Origin of the sequence: Pseudomonas sp. NFPP04 (assembly GCF_900113815.1) — a bacterium.
Lineage (GTDB): Bacteria > Pseudomonadota > Gammaproteobacteria > Pseudomonadales > Pseudomonadaceae > Aquipseudomonas > Aquipseudomonas extremorientalis.
The window spans coordinates 184,823-200,906 of sequence record NZ_FOQS01000013.1 but is presented as its reverse complement, the minus strand read 5'-3'; the positions used below and the strand labels follow the sequence as shown (position 1 = coordinate 200,906).

16 protein-coding genes and 2 pseudogenes are annotated in these 16,084 nt (G+C 62.5%); 11 read left to right on the top strand and 7 right to left on the bottom strand.

Annotated elements, in window-relative coordinates; all coding sequences use genetic code 11:
* Both BM017_RS24090 and BM017_RS24085 read left to right on the top strand, forming a co-directional pair.
* A pseudogene (locus tag BM017_RS24090) lies at positions 1 to 210 on the top strand (ribonucleotide-diphosphate reductase subunit beta); the annotation flags it as partial.
* A 137-nt stretch (positions 211 to 347) separates the two neighbouring features.
* Positions 348 to 836 (top strand): DUF1289 domain-containing protein, encoded by a 489-nt coding sequence (locus BM017_RS24085; protein WP_092249136.1) that lies wholly within the window; start codon positions 348 to 350, stop codon positions 834 to 836.
* A 1-nt stretch (position 837) separates the two neighbouring features.
* Here BM017_RS24085 and mdeB read toward each other — a convergent pair whose 3' ends face one another.
* Positions 838 to 3,504 carry an alpha-ketoglutarate dehydrogenase gene (mdeB, locus tag BM017_RS24080; RefSeq protein WP_092249133.1) on the bottom strand — a complete coding sequence of 889 codons (2,667 nt, stop codon included), beginning with the start codon at positions 3,502 to 3,504 and terminating at the stop codon, positions 838 to 840.
* Positions 3,505 to 3,695: 191 nt separating this feature from the next.
* On the opposite strand from mdeB, the gene BM017_RS24075 reads away from it, so the two are divergent.
* The 3 genes from BM017_RS24075 (at position 3,696) to BM017_RS24065 (ending at position 6,377) form a co-directional block, all read left to right on the top strand.
* The gene (locus BM017_RS24075) at positions 3,696 to 4,610 is read left to right on the top strand and encodes a class I SAM-dependent methyltransferase (RefSeq protein ID WP_092249130.1); all 915 of its coding nucleotides are present in this window, start codon (positions 3,696 to 3,698) and stop codon (positions 4,608 to 4,610) included.
* A gap of 149 nt (positions 4,611 to 4,759) precedes the next feature.
* Complete coding sequence (gene pcsA / locus BM017_RS24070; protein WP_058427603.1) at positions 4,760 to 5,479, top strand: phosphatidylcholine synthase; 720 nt, start codon at positions 4,760 to 4,762, stop codon at positions 5,477 to 5,479.
* 118 nt (positions 5,480 to 5,597) lie between these two features.
* Complete coding sequence (locus BM017_RS24065; RefSeq protein WP_092249127.1) at positions 5,598 to 6,377, top strand: TSUP family transporter; 780 nt, start codon at positions 5,598 to 5,600, stop codon at positions 6,375 to 6,377.
* On the opposite strand, the gene nudC is transcribed toward BM017_RS24065, so the two are convergent.
* Together nudC and BM017_RS24055 are read right to left on the bottom strand one after the other, a co-directional pair.
* On the bottom strand, positions 6,345 to 7,178 hold the full coding sequence (nudC, locus tag BM017_RS24060; protein WP_092249124.1) for an NAD(+) diphosphatase: 834 nt from the start codon (positions 7,176 to 7,178) through the stop codon (positions 6,345 to 6,347). The two genes, BM017_RS24065 and nudC, sit on opposite strands and share 33 nt — an antisense overlap.
* Positions 7,179 to 7,183: 5 nt before the next feature.
* Positions 7,184 to 7,996 carry a crotonase/enoyl-CoA hydratase family protein gene (locus BM017_RS24055; protein WP_092249121.1) on the bottom strand — a complete coding sequence of 271 codons (813 nt, stop codon included), beginning with the start codon at positions 7,994 to 7,996 and terminating at the stop codon, positions 7,184 to 7,186.
* 192 nt (positions 7,997 to 8,188) lie between these two features.
* On the opposite strand from BM017_RS24055, the gene BM017_RS24050 reads away from it, so the two are divergent.
* Together BM017_RS24050 and BM017_RS24045 are read left to right on the top strand one after the other, a co-directional pair.
* On the top strand, positions 8,189 to 9,457 hold the full coding sequence (locus tag BM017_RS24050; protein WP_092249118.1) for a chloride channel protein: 1,269 nt from the start codon (positions 8,189 to 8,191) through the stop codon (positions 9,455 to 9,457).
* Between the two features lie 62 nt (positions 9,458 to 9,519).
* Positions 9,520 to 10,074: a UPF0149 family protein gene (locus BM017_RS24045; protein ID WP_092249115.1), complete on the top strand. Its 555-nt coding sequence runs from the start codon at positions 9,520 to 9,522 to the stop codon at positions 10,072 to 10,074.
* A 7-nt stretch (positions 10,075 to 10,081) separates the two neighbouring features.
* Here BM017_RS24045 and BM017_RS24040 read toward each other — a convergent pair whose 3' ends face one another.
* Positions 10,082 to 10,711 (bottom strand): lytic polysaccharide monooxygenase auxiliary activity family 9 protein, encoded by a 630-nt coding sequence (locus tag BM017_RS24040; RefSeq protein ID WP_092249112.1) that lies wholly within the window; start codon positions 10,709 to 10,711, stop codon positions 10,082 to 10,084.
* A gap of 332 nt (positions 10,712 to 11,043) precedes the next feature.
* Here BM017_RS24040 and BM017_RS24035 point away from each other — a divergent pair, with 332 nt between their 5' ends.
* Positions 11,044 to 12,300 carry a 3-phosphoshikimate 1-carboxyvinyltransferase gene (locus tag BM017_RS24035; RefSeq protein WP_092249109.1) on the top strand — a complete coding sequence of 419 codons (1,257 nt, stop codon included), beginning with the start codon at positions 11,044 to 11,046 and terminating at the stop codon, positions 12,298 to 12,300.
* A 32-nt stretch (positions 12,301 to 12,332) separates the two neighbouring features.
* Complete coding sequence (locus BM017_RS24030) at positions 12,333 to 12,722, top strand: hypothetical protein (RefSeq protein WP_092249106.1); 390 nt, start codon at positions 12,333 to 12,335, stop codon at positions 12,720 to 12,722.
* 1 nt (position 12,723) lies between these two features.
* On the opposite strand, the gene BM017_RS24025 is transcribed toward BM017_RS24030, so the two are convergent.
* Positions 12,724 to 13,323 carry an NAD(P)H-dependent oxidoreductase gene (locus BM017_RS24025; RefSeq protein ID WP_092249103.1) on the bottom strand — a complete coding sequence of 200 codons (600 nt, stop codon included), beginning with the start codon at positions 13,321 to 13,323 and terminating at the stop codon, positions 12,724 to 12,726.
* 69 nt (positions 13,324 to 13,392) lie between these two features.
* Here BM017_RS24025 and BM017_RS24020 point away from each other — a divergent pair, with 69 nt between their 5' ends.
* The gene (locus tag BM017_RS24020) at positions 13,393 to 13,986 is read left to right on the top strand and encodes a TetR/AcrR family transcriptional regulator (RefSeq protein ID WP_071490573.1); all 594 of its coding nucleotides are present in this window, start codon (positions 13,393 to 13,395) and stop codon (positions 13,984 to 13,986) included.
* A 99-nt stretch (positions 13,987 to 14,085) separates the two neighbouring features.
* On the opposite strand, the gene BM017_RS24015 is transcribed toward BM017_RS24020, so the two are convergent.
* Positions 14,086 to 14,751: a GNAT family N-acetyltransferase gene (locus tag BM017_RS24015; RefSeq protein WP_092249100.1), complete on the bottom strand. Its 666-nt coding sequence runs from the start codon at positions 14,749 to 14,751 to the stop codon at positions 14,086 to 14,088.
* A gap of 22 nt (positions 14,752 to 14,773) precedes the next feature.
* Positions 14,774 to 14,944, bottom strand: a pseudogene (locus BM017_RS29435) (LysR family transcriptional regulator); the annotation flags it as partial.
* Positions 14,945 to 15,220: 276 nt separating this feature from the next.
* On the opposite strand from BM017_RS29435, the gene BM017_RS24000 reads away from it, so the two are divergent.
* On the top strand, positions 15,221 to 16,072 hold the full coding sequence (locus BM017_RS24000) for a CAP domain-containing protein (protein WP_092249097.1): 852 nt from the start codon (positions 15,221 to 15,223) through the stop codon (positions 16,070 to 16,072).
* Positions 16,073 to 16,084 lie beyond the last annotated feature (12 nt).

Below are 16,084 nucleotides of genomic sequence, written 5' to 3'. Positions count from 1 at the left end.
GTGTTGGGCATGAATGCGGCGATGATGGAGGATTACCTCAAGTTCATCGCTAACCGTCGTCTGTCGCAGATTGGGTTGAAGGAAGAGTACCCAGGTACCACCAACCCGTTTCCGTGGATGAGCGAGATCATGGACTTGAAGAAAGAGAAAAACTTCTTCGAGACCCGTGTGATCGAGTACCAGACTGGCGGCGCGCTGAGCTGGGACTGACTCCACATGTGGGAGGGGGCTTGCCCCCGATGACGTTCGTTCAGCTCAAGCTTCAGTGACTGATGCACCGCAATCGGGGGCAAGCCCCCTCCCACATCGGTTGCGGTGCGCGATAAATCTTTGCAAATTGCCTTCTTATGCCCAATCAAACCATCAAGACCCCCTGCATAGGCCTGTGTTCCACCGTCTACGGAGACCTGGTCTGCCGCGGCTGCAAACGCTATCACCACGAAGTGATCCAGTGGAACGGCTACAACGCCGAGGAAAAACAGGCGGTGTGGCTGCGCCTGGAGCAACTGCTGGTGCAGGTAATGGCCAGCAAGCTGCAGGTGCTCGACGCGCACCTGCTGCGCCAGCAACTGGAGAATCGCAAGATCCGCTTTGTGCCGCACCAATCGCCCTATTGCTGGGCGTACCAGCTGATTGCGCGGGGGGCTAGAGTGATTTCCAGACTGGAGGCGTATGGGTTGGGGTTGCTGCCGGAGTTTCGCGAGCGCAGCCTGGCGGATCTGCGCGATGCGATTGACCGGGAGTTTTTCCTGTTGTCCGAGGCGCATTACGAGCGGTATATCGCGCCGGGGTTTATCAGGGAGGCTTTTGGGCCTCCACTGATAGCCAGCTTTTAACTCAGCCGTTCCAGGCGGCTCCGCGCTCAGTCTGCACGTTGTAACGCTCGATAGCCTCCTGGCACACCCGCGCTTGCAGATGCCCCTGCTCCACCAACGCCGTCAACGCTGCCAGCACGAGATGATGGCGATCCACCTCAAAGAAATCGCGCAACGCCGCCCGTGTATCACTGCGCCCGAATCCGTCAGTACCGAGCACGGTGTAGCTGGAATCCAGATATGAACCGATCATCTGCGGCACAGCCCGCACGTAGTCGGACACAGCCACCACCGGCGCGCCCTTGGGCAAGCATTCAGCCAAGTGGCTGACACGTGCCTTCTGCTGCGGATGCAAGCGATTCCAGCGTTCCACCTCCCGCGCTTCCCGCGCCAGTTCGCTGAAACTGGTCACGCTGAACACCTCGCTCGCCACCTGCCAATCCTGCGCCAGCAACTGCGCCGCCGCTTGCGCCTCGCGCACCAGCGTGCCGGAACCCAACAGGCGCACCTTGGCATCGACCGTACCTTGCAAGCGATACATGCCCTTGATGATCGCCGTCTCCACGCCTTCCGGGAGGCTCGGCTGCGGGTAGTTTTCGTTCATCAGGGTCACGTAGTAGAACTCGTCCACATCGTGCTCCAGCATCTGGCGCATACCGTGGTCGAGGATCACCGCGAATTCACCGGCAAACGCCGGGTCGTAGGCGCGGCAGTTGGGCACGGTGGCCGCCGTGAGGTGGCTGCTGCCATCCTGGTGCTGCAAGCCCTCGCCACCGAGGGTGGTGCGCCCGGCCGTGGCGCCGAGCAGGAAGCCACGGGCGCGCTGGTCGGCCGCGGCCCAGATCAGGTCGCCGACGCGCTGGAAGCCGAACATCGAGTAATAGATGTAGAACGGCAACATGCGCAGGCCATGGACTGAATAACTGGTGGCCGCGGCAACCCAGGAGCTGATGGCGCTGGCTTCGCTGATGCCCTCCTCCAGGATCTGCCCATCGGTGGCTTCGCGGTAGCTGAGGATCGAGCCGATGTCTTCCGGCTCGTAGCGCTGGCCGACGCTGGAATAGATGCCGATCTGCTTAAACAGGTTGGCCATGCCGAAGGTGCGCGCTTCATCGGCGACGATGGGCACGATGCGCGGGCCCAGGGCTTTGTCCTTGAGCAGGTTGGTGAGCATGCGCACGAATGCCATGGTGGTGGACATTTCCTTGCCGTCGGCGGCCGTGGCAAAACCGGCGTAGCCCGATACCGCCGGCACGGCGACAGGCGCGGCGGCCTGGCTGCGACTGGGCACGTAGCCGCCCAATGCGTTGCGCCGCTGGTGCAGGTAGCGCAGTTCGACGCTGTCGTCTGCCGGTTTGAAAAAGCTCAGGGACTCGGTCTGCTCATCGGTCAGCGGCAACTGGAAGCGATTGCGGAAGGCGATCAGTGCATCGCGGTCGAGTTTCTTCTGCTGGTGGGTGGTCATCTTGCCCTGCCCGGCTTCGCCCATGCCGAAGCCCTTCTTGGTCTGGGCCAGGATCACCGTGGGCTTGCCCTTGACCTGCCGCGCCGCGTGGTAGGCCGCGTGAATCTTGACCATGTCGTGGCCGCCACGCTTGAGGCGGTCGATCTGTTCGTCGCTCAGGCCCTCGACCAGCCGGGCCAGGGATTCACTCTGGCCAAAGAAGTGTTCGCGGTTGTAGGCGCCGTCCTTGGCGGCAAAGGTCTGGAATTGGCCGTCAACCGTACTGGACAAGGTGTTGACCAGCGAACCGTCGGCATCCTTGGCCAACAACGCATCCCAGTCCGAGCCCCACACCAGTTTGATAACGTTCCAACCGGCGCCGGCAAACAAGGCTTCCAGTTCATCGATGATGCGCCCGTTGCCGCGCACCGGGCCGTCGAGGCGTTGCAGGTTGCAATTGACCACCCAGGTGAGGTTGTCCAGGCCTTCACGGGCGGCCAGGGTCAAGGCGGACATGCTTTCCGGCTCGTCCATCTCGCCGTCGCCAAACACGCCCCAGACGTGGCGGTCAGTGGTGTCCAGCAAGCCGCGATGCTGCAAGTAGCGCATGAAGCGCGCCTGGAAAATCGAACTGATGGGGCCGATCCCCATGGAACCAGTGGGGAACTGCCAGAAATCCGGCATCAGCCAGGGGTGGGGATAGCTGGACAGGCCGCGTGCGCCTCCCTTGGGCCCGCCGATCTCCTGGCGATAGTGGGCCAGGTCGGCTTCACTCAAGCGGCCTTCAAGGAACGCCCGCGCATAAATGCCAGGCGCGGAATGCGGCTGATAGAACACCAGGTCACCGCCAAAGCTGTCGCTGCGGGCACGGAAGAAATGGTTGAAACCTACCTCGAACAAGTCTGCCGCGCTGGCGTAACTGGCGATATGCCCGCCGAGTTCGCCATAGGCCTGGTTGGCGCGCACCACCATGGCCAGGGCGTTCCAGCGCACCAGTGAAGCCAGGCGTTCTTCGGTGGCGAGGTCGCCCGGAAACGCCGGCTGCTGCTCGACGCTGATGCTATTGATGTAGGGCGTGCCGTGGCGCGGTTTCCAGTCAATGTGCGGGGCACTGGCATCCTGGGCCAGCACATCGAGGATCTGGCGCGCCCGTGCCGGGCCGGCGTTCGCCGCCAGTGAGGCGAGGGCTTCGCGCCATTCATCCAGCTCTTGCTGGTCAATCACCGCTGTCGTGAAACCGTTCATGGGCACCTCCAGGCTTTTTTTCCAGTTTATGTCGGCACCGAAGGATTTTTTGCCTGTTCTCAAGCGCTGATTTCAGCATTTTGAGCATGAATCACTGCCAACTCACTTTTTTGCAGCACGTTGTGCTCAAGCCACCCGCAACCCTGCAACTGTGTTTAAAATGCCGCCCGCTCAATCAATGACGTTTAACGATGAACCCAGAAGCACTCGCCACCCTGCACGCTCATTTGCTCGCTGCCCTGCAGACTCCGCCGAGCGAAACCCGCCGCCTGTTCCACGGCCGTGGTCGTTGCTGGCCGGGCCTGGAGCAACTGACGGTGGACTGGTTGCAAGGCGTATTGCTGGTGTCGTTGTTCAAGGAGCCCGACGCGGCACAACTGGACGCCCTGAAACAGCTGCTGCGCAGCCAGTTCGGCCGTTATACCGTGGCCCTGCAACACCGCTACCTGCCGCAAAGCACCACCGAATGGCTGGTAGGTGAGCCCGTCGAAGAGCAGATCATCGTCGAAGGCGGCCTGCGCTACCTGATCGACCTGGGCAAGAAACAGAATAGCGGGCTGTTCCTCGACATGCGTCATGGCCGCAACTGGGTGCGCGAACAGGCCAGGGGCATGCGTGTGCTCAACCTGTTTGCCTACACCTGCGGGTTTTCCGTGGCGGCCATCGAAGGCGGCGCCGAGCATGTGGTGAACCTGGACATGGCCCGCGGCGCCTTGAGCCGTGGCCGCGACAACCATCGTCTCAACGGTCATGACCTGAGCAAGGTGAGTTTCCTGGGCCATGACCTGTTCAAGTCCTGGGCCAAGGTTACCAACAGCGGCCCCTACGACCTGGTGATCATCGACCCGCCCTCGTTCCAGAAAGGCAGCTTTCTGCTGACCAAGGACTACCAACGTGTGCTGCGCCGGCTGCCGGATTTACTCACGCCACAGGGCACGGTGCTGGCCTGCATGAACGACCCGGCCTTCGGCGAAGACTTCCTGATCGACGGCGTGACCCGCGAAGCGCCGGGCCTGAACTTTGTGGAGCGCCTGGCAAACCCGCCGGAGTTTCCGGATATCGATCCGCAAAGTGGCTTGAAGGCACTGGTGTTCCGCCAGGGTTGATGCCGAAATGTCTTACGCTTGCTACGCTAAGTGATACGCCGGGGTGGTGAACCTTCTTACCCCCTTCCCGGTCGATACCTGCATTCCCCGGCCAGACTCGACGGCGTCACGTTGTCGGCTGCCCCGTTTCACCTTTTGGAGAACCGCCCGTGATATCGACCCTGCATGTAGCCAGACTCAAAGCCTGGGGCGCCCACGGCTTCACCGCCACCGGTGTGGTATTGGCCTTCCTGGCCACCCTGGCGCTGCTGGAAAACTCGCCGAAGGCCTGCCTGCTGTGGCTTGGCCTGGCATTGGTGGTGGACGGGGTCGATGGCTCGCTCGCGCGCCGGGTGAATGTCAGCACGGTATTGCCAAGCTTTGACGGCTCGGTGCTGGACCTGGTGATCGATTACCTCACCTATGTGTTCATTCCCGCACTGTTTATCTACCGCTATATCGACCTGCCGGACTTTACCCACCTGTTCACGGTGTCGGTGATCCTGGTGTCGTCGCTGTTCTGCTTCTGCAACGTCAACATGAAGAGCAAGGACAACTACTTCGTCGGCTTCCCCGCCGCCTGGAACGTGGTGGCGCTGTGCGTGTATATCATCCAGCCGGAAGCCTGGGTCACCTTGCTCACCGTGATTGGCCTGGCGCTGCTGACCGTGACGCCGATGAAGTTCCTGCACCCGTTCCGGGTGAAGCGGTTCATGCCGATCAACATCGCGGTGACCACGATCTGGTTGCTGTGCAGCTTCTTGATGGTGGTGGATTACCCGAATACCAACCCGTGGACGTTTGGGTTGTGGTCGGTGATGTCGGCGTATTTCCTCGGGATTTGTATCTGGCGCACGGCGTTGGAGTGGATCGAAACACATCGATCGTAAGTCGACGCAGTAACAATGTGAGAGGGGGCAAGCCCCCTCCCACATTTGGATTTGCAGACTCCCCGCGAGTAAGATGGCGGCCTTTCGCATAGCGCCCTGCCAAGAATAAGCCCTGCCCATGCCCTTCGAACTCAGCGTAGACCTCACCACCCTCGCCATCCTGGCGGTGGTTGCCTTCATCGCCGGTTTTATCGACGCCATTGCCGGTGGCGGCGGCCTGCTGACCACACCCGCCCTGCTCACCGCCGGCATGCCACCGCATTTGGTATTGGGCACCAACAAGCTCAGTTCCACCTTCGGCTCGGCCACCGCCAGTTTCACCTTCTATCGCCGCAAACTGTTCCACCCGCGCCAGTGGGTGCACGCCATCGTTGGTACGCTGGTCGGCGCACTGAGTGGCGCCGTGGTCGCCCATTATTTACCGGCCGAAACCCTGAACAAAATGCTGCCAGTGATTGTGTTCGCCTGTGGCCTGTACCTGCTGTTCGGCGGCACGCCCAAGGCGCCGCTGGATGCCGACGCGCCGATCAAGAAGAAGTGGCAAGCCACCCAGGGCTTCGGCCTGGGCTTCTACGATGGCGTGGCAGGCCCGGGCACCGGGGCGTTCTGGACGGTGAGCACGATGCTGTTGCACCCCATCGACCTGGTGAAGGCCAGCGGCGTGGCGCGCAGCATGAACTTTGTCAGCAACGCAGCGGCGCTGACGGTGTTCATCGTCAATGGTTCGGTGGACTGGATCGTCGGCCTGGCCATGGGCGTTTCAGTGATGTGCGGCGCATTCTTTGGCGCACGCAGCGCGATCAGCGGCGGCGCCAAATTCATTCGCCCGGTGTTTATCACCGTGGTCCTCGGCCTGACGGTGCGTCTAGCCTGGCAACACTGGTTCAGCGTGACCTAGTCGACGGGCCAGGTACAGGTCGATCAGGTAACGCGCAATCGAGCGTGACGCCGGCAACGGCGGCAGGTCGTGGATGTTGAACCACTGCGCGTCCTCAATCTCATCGGCCTGGGGCACGATGTCGCCACCGGCGTACTCGGCATGGAAGCCCAGCATCATCGAGTGCGGGAACGGCCAGCACTGGCTGCCCATGTACTGGATGTTCTTGACCTCCAGCTGCACCTCTTCGCGGACCTCGCGGACCAGGCAGTCTTCGGCCGACTCACCCGGCTCGGCAAACCCCGCCAGGGTGCTGTAGACCCCCGTGACAAAGCGTGGCGAACGCGCCAGCAGGATCTCGTCGCCACGGGTCACCAGCACGATCATGCTCGGCGAGATCCGCGGATAGCTGCGCAGGTCGCAGGCCTGGCAGTACATCGCGCGTTCCCGTGGCACCTGGACCATGGCCTGGCCACAACTGCCACAGAACCTGTGCTCCCGTGCCCAAGTACCGATCTGCGCCGCATAGCCCAGCACTTTGTACAAAGTGTGATCGCCTTGCAGCATGAAGCCGCGCAGGCCCTGCCAACTGCAGCCCGGCACTTCAGCCGCCGAGTCGAGCTCCAGCAGGTACACCGGCTCGCCATCGAGGTGGCCGATGCCATGCTCGGCGAACACCGACAGGTCCTGGCGCTTGAGCCATTCCCTCGGGAACAGCGGGCCATTGGTGTCGTGCAAAAAGCCGTCGCGGCTGCGGGCGACGGCCCAGCCGCCAGGGGCGTCGTTGTCCAGCAGCGTTGTGGTAATCCAGCCTGGGGTCATGTCAGTCAATCCACGAATTCGGGTTTCTGCTTGCTCATATGGGCCGCGATGGCCACGCGCAGGTCGTTGGATTGCAACATAGCCGAGTTCCAGGTGGCAACGTATTCCAGGCCGTCATTGACTGTATGGTCACGCATGTAGCTGATCATGGCCTTGGTGCCGGTGACCGCAATCGGCGATTTGCCGGCGATTTCATGGGCAATCTCCATCACGCCGGCCAACAGGCTGTCCTGATCGGCGTAGACGCGATTGACCAGGCCGATGCTGCGCGCCTCCTCGGCGCCGAACTGGCGACCGGTGTAGGCCAGCTCGCGCAGCATGCCGTCGCCGATGATGCGCGGCAGACGCTGCAGGGTGCCGACGTCGGCGGCCATGCCGATGTCGATTTCCTTGATCGAGAATTGCGCACCTTCGGCGGCGTAGCGCATGTCACAAGCGCTGATCAGGTCGATGGCGCCGCCGATGCAGTAACCCTGGATCGCCGCCAGCACCGGCTTGCGGCAGTTGTCGACGGCGTTGAACGAGGCTTGCAGTTCGAGGATCTTGCGCCGCAGCAGGCGGGCGTTGCGACCGACATCCTTGCCAAAGTCATTGGCGACCGAGGCCAGCATCATCAGGTCGATGCCGGAGGAGAAATGCTTGCCGGCGCCGCTGAGTACCACGGCGCGCACGGCGTCGGTGTCTTCGACCCACTGGAAGATGTCGATGATTTCGGTCCAGAACGCGGCGTTCATCGAGTTGATCTTTTCCGGGCGGTTGATCTGCACATGGGCAACGTTGCCGGTGAGTTCGACGACGAAAGCTTGGTATTCGGACATGGCAGTGATCCCTGACTGGCGAGTGATAAGGCCCGAACTATAACAAGTGTGTGTGACGGCACATCGGCCAAAAACGGGACGGGCAAACGTAATGGAATGTTGTGGGCGCAAGGTTCAGGCAATACCGATACATTTGATCCCGGAGGCCCGGCTTATCGGCGATACAATCAGGGCCCTTGCCTGGAGCCGTCTATGCCGTCCACGTTGCGTTCGTCGCTGATTCTTGCCCTGGTGGTCGTGTTGACCGGCGTTGGCGCGGGCCTGGGCGGGATGCTCCTGGCCCTGCTGCTGCACGGTATTCAGCACCTGGCGTACGGTTACAGTCTCGACAGCCTGGTCAGCCACGAAACCTTTCTGTGGGGCGTGACCGCCGCCGCGCCGGAGCGCCGTTTGCGGGTGCTGGTGGTATGCGGCCTGGTTGCCGGGTTGGGGTGGTGGACGCTCTATCGCTACGGCCGCCCGCTGGTGAGCATCAAGCGGGCGGTGTCGGAACACATGCCGATCATGCCGCCCAAGACCACCCTCGCCCACGCGCTGTTGCAGATCATCACCGTGGCTCTCGGCTCGCCGCTGGGGCGTGAAGTGGCGCCCCGTGAGGTCGGTGCACTGGCCGCCACCTGGCTGTCCCGACACGCCCGGCTCGAACCGCCCATGCACCGCCTGATCGTGGCTTGCGGCGCGGGGGCCGGGCTGGCGGCGGTGTACAACGTGCCGTTGGGCGGCGCGGTGTTTGTACTGGAAGTGCTGGTGGGCGCATTCAGTTGGCCGGCGGCGCTGATTGCGCTGGCAACTTCGGCGATTGGTGCAGCAGTGGCGTGGATCGGGCTGGGGGCGGAGTCGCAATACGTGGTGCCGCATTTTGTGCTGAGCCCGGTGCTGATCGCCTGGGCCGTGGTGTGTGGGCCAGTGTTTGGATTGGCCGCCTATGGTTTCACCCGCCTCACCGGCGCTGCGCGGGCGAACGCCGCCAGAGGCTGGCGCCTGCCGGTATTGGCGTTGATCAACTTCAGCGTCATCGGCGGGCTGGCAATGTTGCTGCCGCAGATTCTCGGCAACGGCAAAGGCCCGGCGCAACTGGGTTTCGACAATGAGCTGAGCATCGGCCTGGCCGCACTGTTGCTGGTGGTCAAGGTGCTGATCACCACCAGCAGCCTGCGCGCCGGGGCCGAAGGCGGCCTGCTCACCCCCGGCCTGGCGAATGGCGCGTTACTGGCGATCATCCTCGGCGGCGCCTGGAGCCTGGTGTGGCCGGGTGTGCCCCTCGGAGCGTTTGCAATCATCGGCGCGGCGGCGTTCCTCGCCGCCAGCATGAACATGCCCCTGACCGCGATTGTGCTGGTGGCGGAATTCACCCGCATCGACCATGACTTCCTGGTGCCGATCATCCTCGCAGTGGTCGGCGCGGTGTGCGTGGGCAAGCTGTGCCAACGCATGGAAACTGCTGGAAAAAAGCCTGACTAAGCGCCATCCTTCGCGCTTTAGGCCGCCCCGACAGCGGCGCTCGACGTTTAAAGGATATGCCCATGCACGCCCAACCCCTCACCGCCGCCGAATTCGAGTTCATCGAAGACACTTTGCTTAAATACGGCGACGACCATTCGGTGCTGAACCTGGCCGAACTCGACGGCTACTTCACCGCGCTGGTGTCCAGCCCGGTGCAGGTGGACGTGGCCGAGTGGTTCCCGGCGATCTGGGGCGGCCAGAACCCGGAATGGGACAACATGGATGAAGCGCAGAGTTTCCTCGAACTGTGCGTACGCCATATCAACACCCTGGCCGGGCAACTGGCCACTGACGCCACGGGTTTCAAGGCGCGCTTCGACGATACCGAACACCAGGGCCACACCGTGACCCTCGCCGAGGAATGGTGCTTTGGCTACATCCGTGGCGCCGCCATCGGTAACTGGCCTGAATTGCCCGCCGAGCAGGCCGCGCAATTGGAGAAGATTTCCTGGTGCGCCGAACAGGACAACTTCGAATTACCGGCCGACCTGGATGTAGACGCCCATCAACAGCGGGTCAGCGAAATCGAACCGGCTGCGCGGGCGCTACATGATTACTGGTTGAGCAAGCGTTGACCGGACTTTATTTGAAGTCCAGGTCAAACGCCTGGTAGAACGCGTTGCCCGTGTTGGCCACGATCCACATCAGCACCACCACATGTCGGCCTTGCTTACCCTTGGGCAATGTCACCTGATGCTCGACCTTGGCTTTCAGTTCGTCGGCATGCTGGTAGTACGGCACCTGGGTGTAGAAATCCTCGAAGAACGGCTGGGTGTCCAATTGAGCACGACTGATGCGCTGTTTCGGGTCCCAGCCATCCCTGGTGATGAACCAGCGGTAACCACGGGTAACGTGGGCGGCGGTGTATTCCCACTGCACCTTGAAGACTTGTCCGGCCTCCACATTCAGCAGTGGCCAGGTAAACGGCGTGTTGAGCTTTTTGCTCATCTCCTCATCGGTGTAGTTGATGCAATCGCGCTCGTCGGTTTTGCCGCCGCTCAAGATATGCCCATCGGCCGGCGGCGTCACACTCTGGTCGTCGGTTTGATAGGGTGCGGGGAACGGCCCGGCAGTCAGCGCCGGGAAGTTCTTGCCGCCTTCCATTTCGTTGACTTGCCAGTTGCCCAGCAGCCCGCGTTCAACAGCCACCGAGCCACGGCTGGCCGGGGTCACGACGCGGCCATGTCTGAGTTGAGTCTGGGGTTTGTTCATTTCAGTCACTCCTTGATTGAAAACGCCCCGGGGATGGGACGCGCTTTGAACTTACCCTATCGCCCCGGCTTGTCCATCGAGGCGCCGCGTATGAAAATTTACACAACTCCTGCATTTCATTGACCGGACGCGCTTGTCCTGCCCCCTGTTGGGGCGCACGCCTACCCTGCCAAGGGTAATCCACCTACAGCGCGTCCCGATAATCGATAACCCTGCGGAAAATGCCGGCCGGCGGCGTTCCCTGCTCGACAAGTACTGTATCTATGCCCGATTATTCGAGTCCGCCCGTCGGCCACTCCGTGCCACCTTGCCTTGATCAGGAGCCCTGTCCCTTGAGTTCGCAGAAAACCGTGACCGTTACACCGCCCAATTTCCCCCTCAATGGCAAGGTCGCGCCCCCCGGCTCCAAATCCATTACCAACCGCGCCCTGTTGCTGGCGGCCCTGGCCAAGGGCACCAGCCGTCTCAGCGGCGCGCTCAAGAGCGACGACACCCGCCATATGTCGGTGGCCCTGCGCCAAATGGGCGTGACCATCGATGAGCCGGACGACACCACCTTCGTTGTCACCGGCAACGGCAAACTGCACCTGCCGGCACAACCGCTGTTCCTCGGCAATGCCGGTACTGCCATGCGCTTTCTCACGGCTGCGGTGGCCACGGTCGAAGGCACCGTGGTGCTGACCGGCGACGACTACATGCAAAAACGCCCGATCGGCCCGTTGCTGGCGACCCTCGGCCAGAACGGCATCCAGGTCGACAGCCCGACCGGTTGCCCGCCGGTCACCGTGCATGGCGTGGGCAAGATCAAGGCCAAGCGCTTCGAGATCGACGGCGGCCTGTCCAGCCAGTACGTGTCGGCGCTGCTGATGCTCGCGGCCTGCGGCGAAGCGCCGATTGAAGTGGCGCTGACCGGCAAGGACATCGGTGCCCGTGGCTATGTCGACCTGACCCTGGACTGCATGCGCGCCTTCGGTGCCCAGGTTGAAGCCGTTGACGACACCACCTGGTGCGTGGCCCCGACCGGCTACATCGCCCACGACTACCTGATCGAACCCGACGCCTCCGCCGCCACTTACCTGTGGGCCGCTGAAGTGTTGACCGGGGGGCGCATCGACATCGGCGTGGCCGCGCAGGATTTCACCCAACCGGACGCCAAGGCCCAGGCCGTGATCGCGCAGTTCCCGCATATGCAAGCCACGGTGGTCGGCTCGCAGATGCAGGACGCCATCCCGACCCTGGCGGTGCTCGCGGCTTTCAACAACACGCCGGTGCGTTTCACCGAGTTGGCCAACCTGCGGGTCAAGGAGTGCGACCGTGTGCAGGCACTGCATGACGGCCTCAATGCAATCCGCCCGGGCCTGGCGACCATCGAAGGCGACGACCTGCTGGTAGCCAGCGACCCCGCATTGGCCGGCACCTCGTGCACCGCGCTGATCGACACCCACGCCGACCACCGCATCGCCATGTGCTTTGCCCTGGCCGGGCTGAAGGTTTCGGGTATTCGCATACAGGACCCGGATTGCGTGGCCAAGACCTATCCCGAGTACTGGAAGGCCCTGGGCAGTCTCGGGGTGCAGCTGAGCTATTAAGGCGTCGGCGTCGGAATGGGGAGGCTCTGCACATGATCATTCGCCAACCCTGCCCACCCGGCGCCTGCGTCTGCGACCGCGAACAACTGTTGCAGACGCCGGGTGCCGACCAGCGCATCCTCCGGCTCACGCGCCAGGAAGAGAAGAAACTGCTCGACCGGCTTGAAGACCTCAAGAGCCTGCAGGACCTGGAGCGCATGCAACAGCTGATGTACCAGCAACTGGGCATCCGCGTGCATATCGCCCCTGGACATACCGAGGTCAAGAGCATGCGCGGGATCCAGATCGTCATCGACGATTTGCCAGGGATGTGTCGCAAGACCCGCCAATCGATCCCGGCCGCGATCCGCCGAGGCATGGAAAAACGTCCGGAAATCGCCTACCGCCTGCTGGATGCCCACGACTTGTTTCGCGACGTTTGAATCAACCGGCAACCGCCTTGGTTTCAAACACTCCCCGACCAACGGCCCTGGCCTTGTCCAGATGCGCCTGCGCCCCACCGCTTTCCGACTCCAGCAACAATTCGGACGTCACCACCTGCGCGCCACAGTAATCAAAAATCCCGTAGTCGATCTGCGTGCGCATCGCCTTGGCATAGCCGTGCCGATCAAAGGCATCGTCATCCGCCGCGCCCAGGGCCAGCAGGTGGACCTGCAGGTGCCGCAGTTTTTTCACCATCAGGGTATCCGGGCCGTACTCGATGGCCCAGCCGTTGACGAATACACGGTCGATCCAGCCCTTGAGCAAGCCCGGCAGCGACCACCAATAGATCGGGAACGCCAGCACCAGCGCGTCGGCGCGGTCAAGGCGGGCCTGTTCGGCCAGTACGTCGGCCGGGGGCGTGGCGCGGCTGCGGTGTACCGCATGGTCGGCGGCGTTGTAGCGCGGGTCAAACCCTTCGGCGGCAAGGTCGGCGATCTCGAATGTGTGGCCGGATGCGCCGAGGCCGACGGCCACCTGCGCGGCGACGCTGTGGGTAAGGGATTGCGGGTCGTGATGGGCAACAACAATCAACGCATGCATGACAAAACTCCCCTTCAGGGTTAGGCTGGGCTTAAGTTACGATCAGTAAGTTACTTTTGGTATATAAGCATGTCAAGCCCCGCATCCCCTGCCCCACGCCGTCGCCTGTCCCGTGAAGATCGCCTGCGCCAACTACTTGATGTGGCCTGGCAACTGGTGCGCGATGAAGGCACAGACGCCCTGACCCTTGGCCGCCTGGCGGAACTGGCGGGCGTCACCAAGCCGGTGGTTTACGACCATTTTGTCACCCGCGCCGGGTTGCTGACCGCGCTGTATGAAGACTTCGATGCGCGCCAGAACCAGGTGTTTGTCGACGCCATCGAAGCCAGCAGCGCTACGCTTGAGGATCGTGCCTGGGTGATCGCCGCGTCCTATGTGGACTGCGTGCTGTTGCAAGGTCGGGAAATTCCGGGGGTGATCGCCGCGCTCAGCAGCTCGCCGGAGCTGGAGACGCTCAAGCGCCAGTACGAGGCAATCTTTCTCGATAAATGCCGCGATGCGCTGTCGCCCTTCGGCCGGATTTCCCAGCCGGGTCTAAGGGCAATGCTGGGGGCTGCGGAAGCGTTGTCCCAGGCAGCGGCCAGTGGTGAGATCAGCCGTGAAGAGGCGCAACAGGAGTTGCTGGCGACCATCCTGGCGATGGTCAATCGTGGGCGCGTCTAGAAAGTTTTGGGTGACGATGCAACAACCTACACGGCGGCGGCAACTGACAGCTCACATTGCCACATGGTAGTGAGCGGGCTTGCCACAAAAAAGATCCACTCAACGCCCGACAACAAACAACTGCACCTTGCGCGCCAGTTGATCGAGGTGCCGGTCACGCTGCTTCTCCGCATCCACCATGGCGCGCTTGCCATGCTTTTGCAGCAGGTACGTATGAATCTGCCGCACCTCCAGCGAGCGGTAGATCGACGCCACATCCAGCACGCCCATCAGGCCATCGGTGCCGTAGTCCCGCGTGTTCATCAACACCTGGGTGCCGCGCGCACCACGCACTTGAAAGCCCATGCCCTCAAAGGCGGGCACCTTCTCCACCGAACAGGCCAATTCAGCATGGGGATAACGGCTCAACACGTCACGCATCATTGCGCGGGCCACACCCTGGCGCCGATAGCCGACCTGCACCGCCATGAACGCAACACCGCAGGCCTCTGGATCATCCTTCACGGGCAGGTACAGGCAAAAGCCAATCAGCTTGTCCCCGTCCATCGCCACCACCAACTCGACCGCAATGCCTTTGGCACCGTTGAGCGCTTCGAGGTACAGGTGCACTTCAAAGCCGGTGGCATATTGGTAGATGTTGTACAGCAGGTTGCTCGGCGGCAGCGCTACGCTGCTGATGTCAGTGAGGTTATCCACCACCAATTGCAGGATCTGGCTGTTGATCGGCTCGGGGCACGGTGTGGTGTAGCGGGTAAGGCTGTACATGCAAATTCCTGGGGGTTCAGCGTCAAGGCAGCGCTGATTGTACCTGTTCGGCGCATACCTCACGCAAACACCCGCGCGACCAACGGTGGGTAAGGTCGGCATCTTGCCGGGGATGCCAGAGCATCGCCACGGTAAAGCCCGGCAACGTCAGTGGCAGGGCAAAGCTGTACAGGCCTGCACGTTGACGGGTGGTGTGTTGATCGTCGGCACGTCCGTACTGGGTGCAGTGTTTGCCTGGGCCAGCCCGGACGTGACCCGCGCCCTGCCCCAATCCGTGGCCTATGGCCTGCATCCAACGTTCAGCGTGGCGCTGGGTTTGATCCTGCTGGCCGGTGTGATGGCATGGCGCCGCTTCAGCGCTTGTAACAGCCTCCAGAACACCCATTGAGGCAAAAAAACAAAAAAGGCGTTGCGCCAGACCGGGTTACATCGCGCATCATGGGCACTTTCAAGCTCAAGGGTAACGTCCATGCGCGTTCTGTCATTGATGATGGGTCTCACGACGCTGGCCGCCAGTACGGTGTTCTGCGCCAGCGCGATGGCGAATGAAGAAAGTCAGTTGGTACAACAGATCAACCAATACCGCAGCCAGGTGCAACGTTGCGGCGACCAGGGTTCCCAGGAACTGCCACCGCTGGCCAGCGACACCCGGCTGGTGCTGCCGGCCACCAATGTGGGCGACTTGCAGCAAGCGCTGGCACGCGCCGCGTACCCGATGGTCAACGTGCAGGCCATCAGCCTGTCCGGGCCCAAGGATGCCCAGGCGGCCATGAAGGCCGTGCGCGAGAGCTTCTGCCGCGTGGTGCTGGACCCGCAATTCGTCGATATCGGCGTGAGCAACAGCGGCCAGGACTGGCGCATCGTGCTCGCCCGCCCGCTGCTGACCAGTGGCCTGGGCGATTGGCAGACCGAAGGCAGGCAACTGCTCAACCTGATCAACGCCGCGCGATCGCAGCCAAGGCAATGCGGCCCCCAGGCGTTTACCGCCACCACGCCCTTGTCGTGGAATGACGACCTGGCCGGCGCCGCCAACAGTCACACGCGAAACATGGCCAACGGCAATTTCTTCGACCACCTCGACCACGACGGCCGTACCCCCGGCGACCGTGCGGAACTGGCCGGGTATATCGCGAAGAACATCGGCGAAAACATCGCCGCCGGCCTGGACACGCCGCGCAAGGTGGTCGACGGCTGGCTCGCCAGCCCGGGCCATTGCGCCAACCTGATGAACCCGCAGTTCCGCGAGCTGGGCGCGGCCTATGCGATGGACCCGAAGAGTGACGCGGGGATTTATTGGACGGCGGTTTTCGGCGCGCAATAAGCCGGTTTGCAG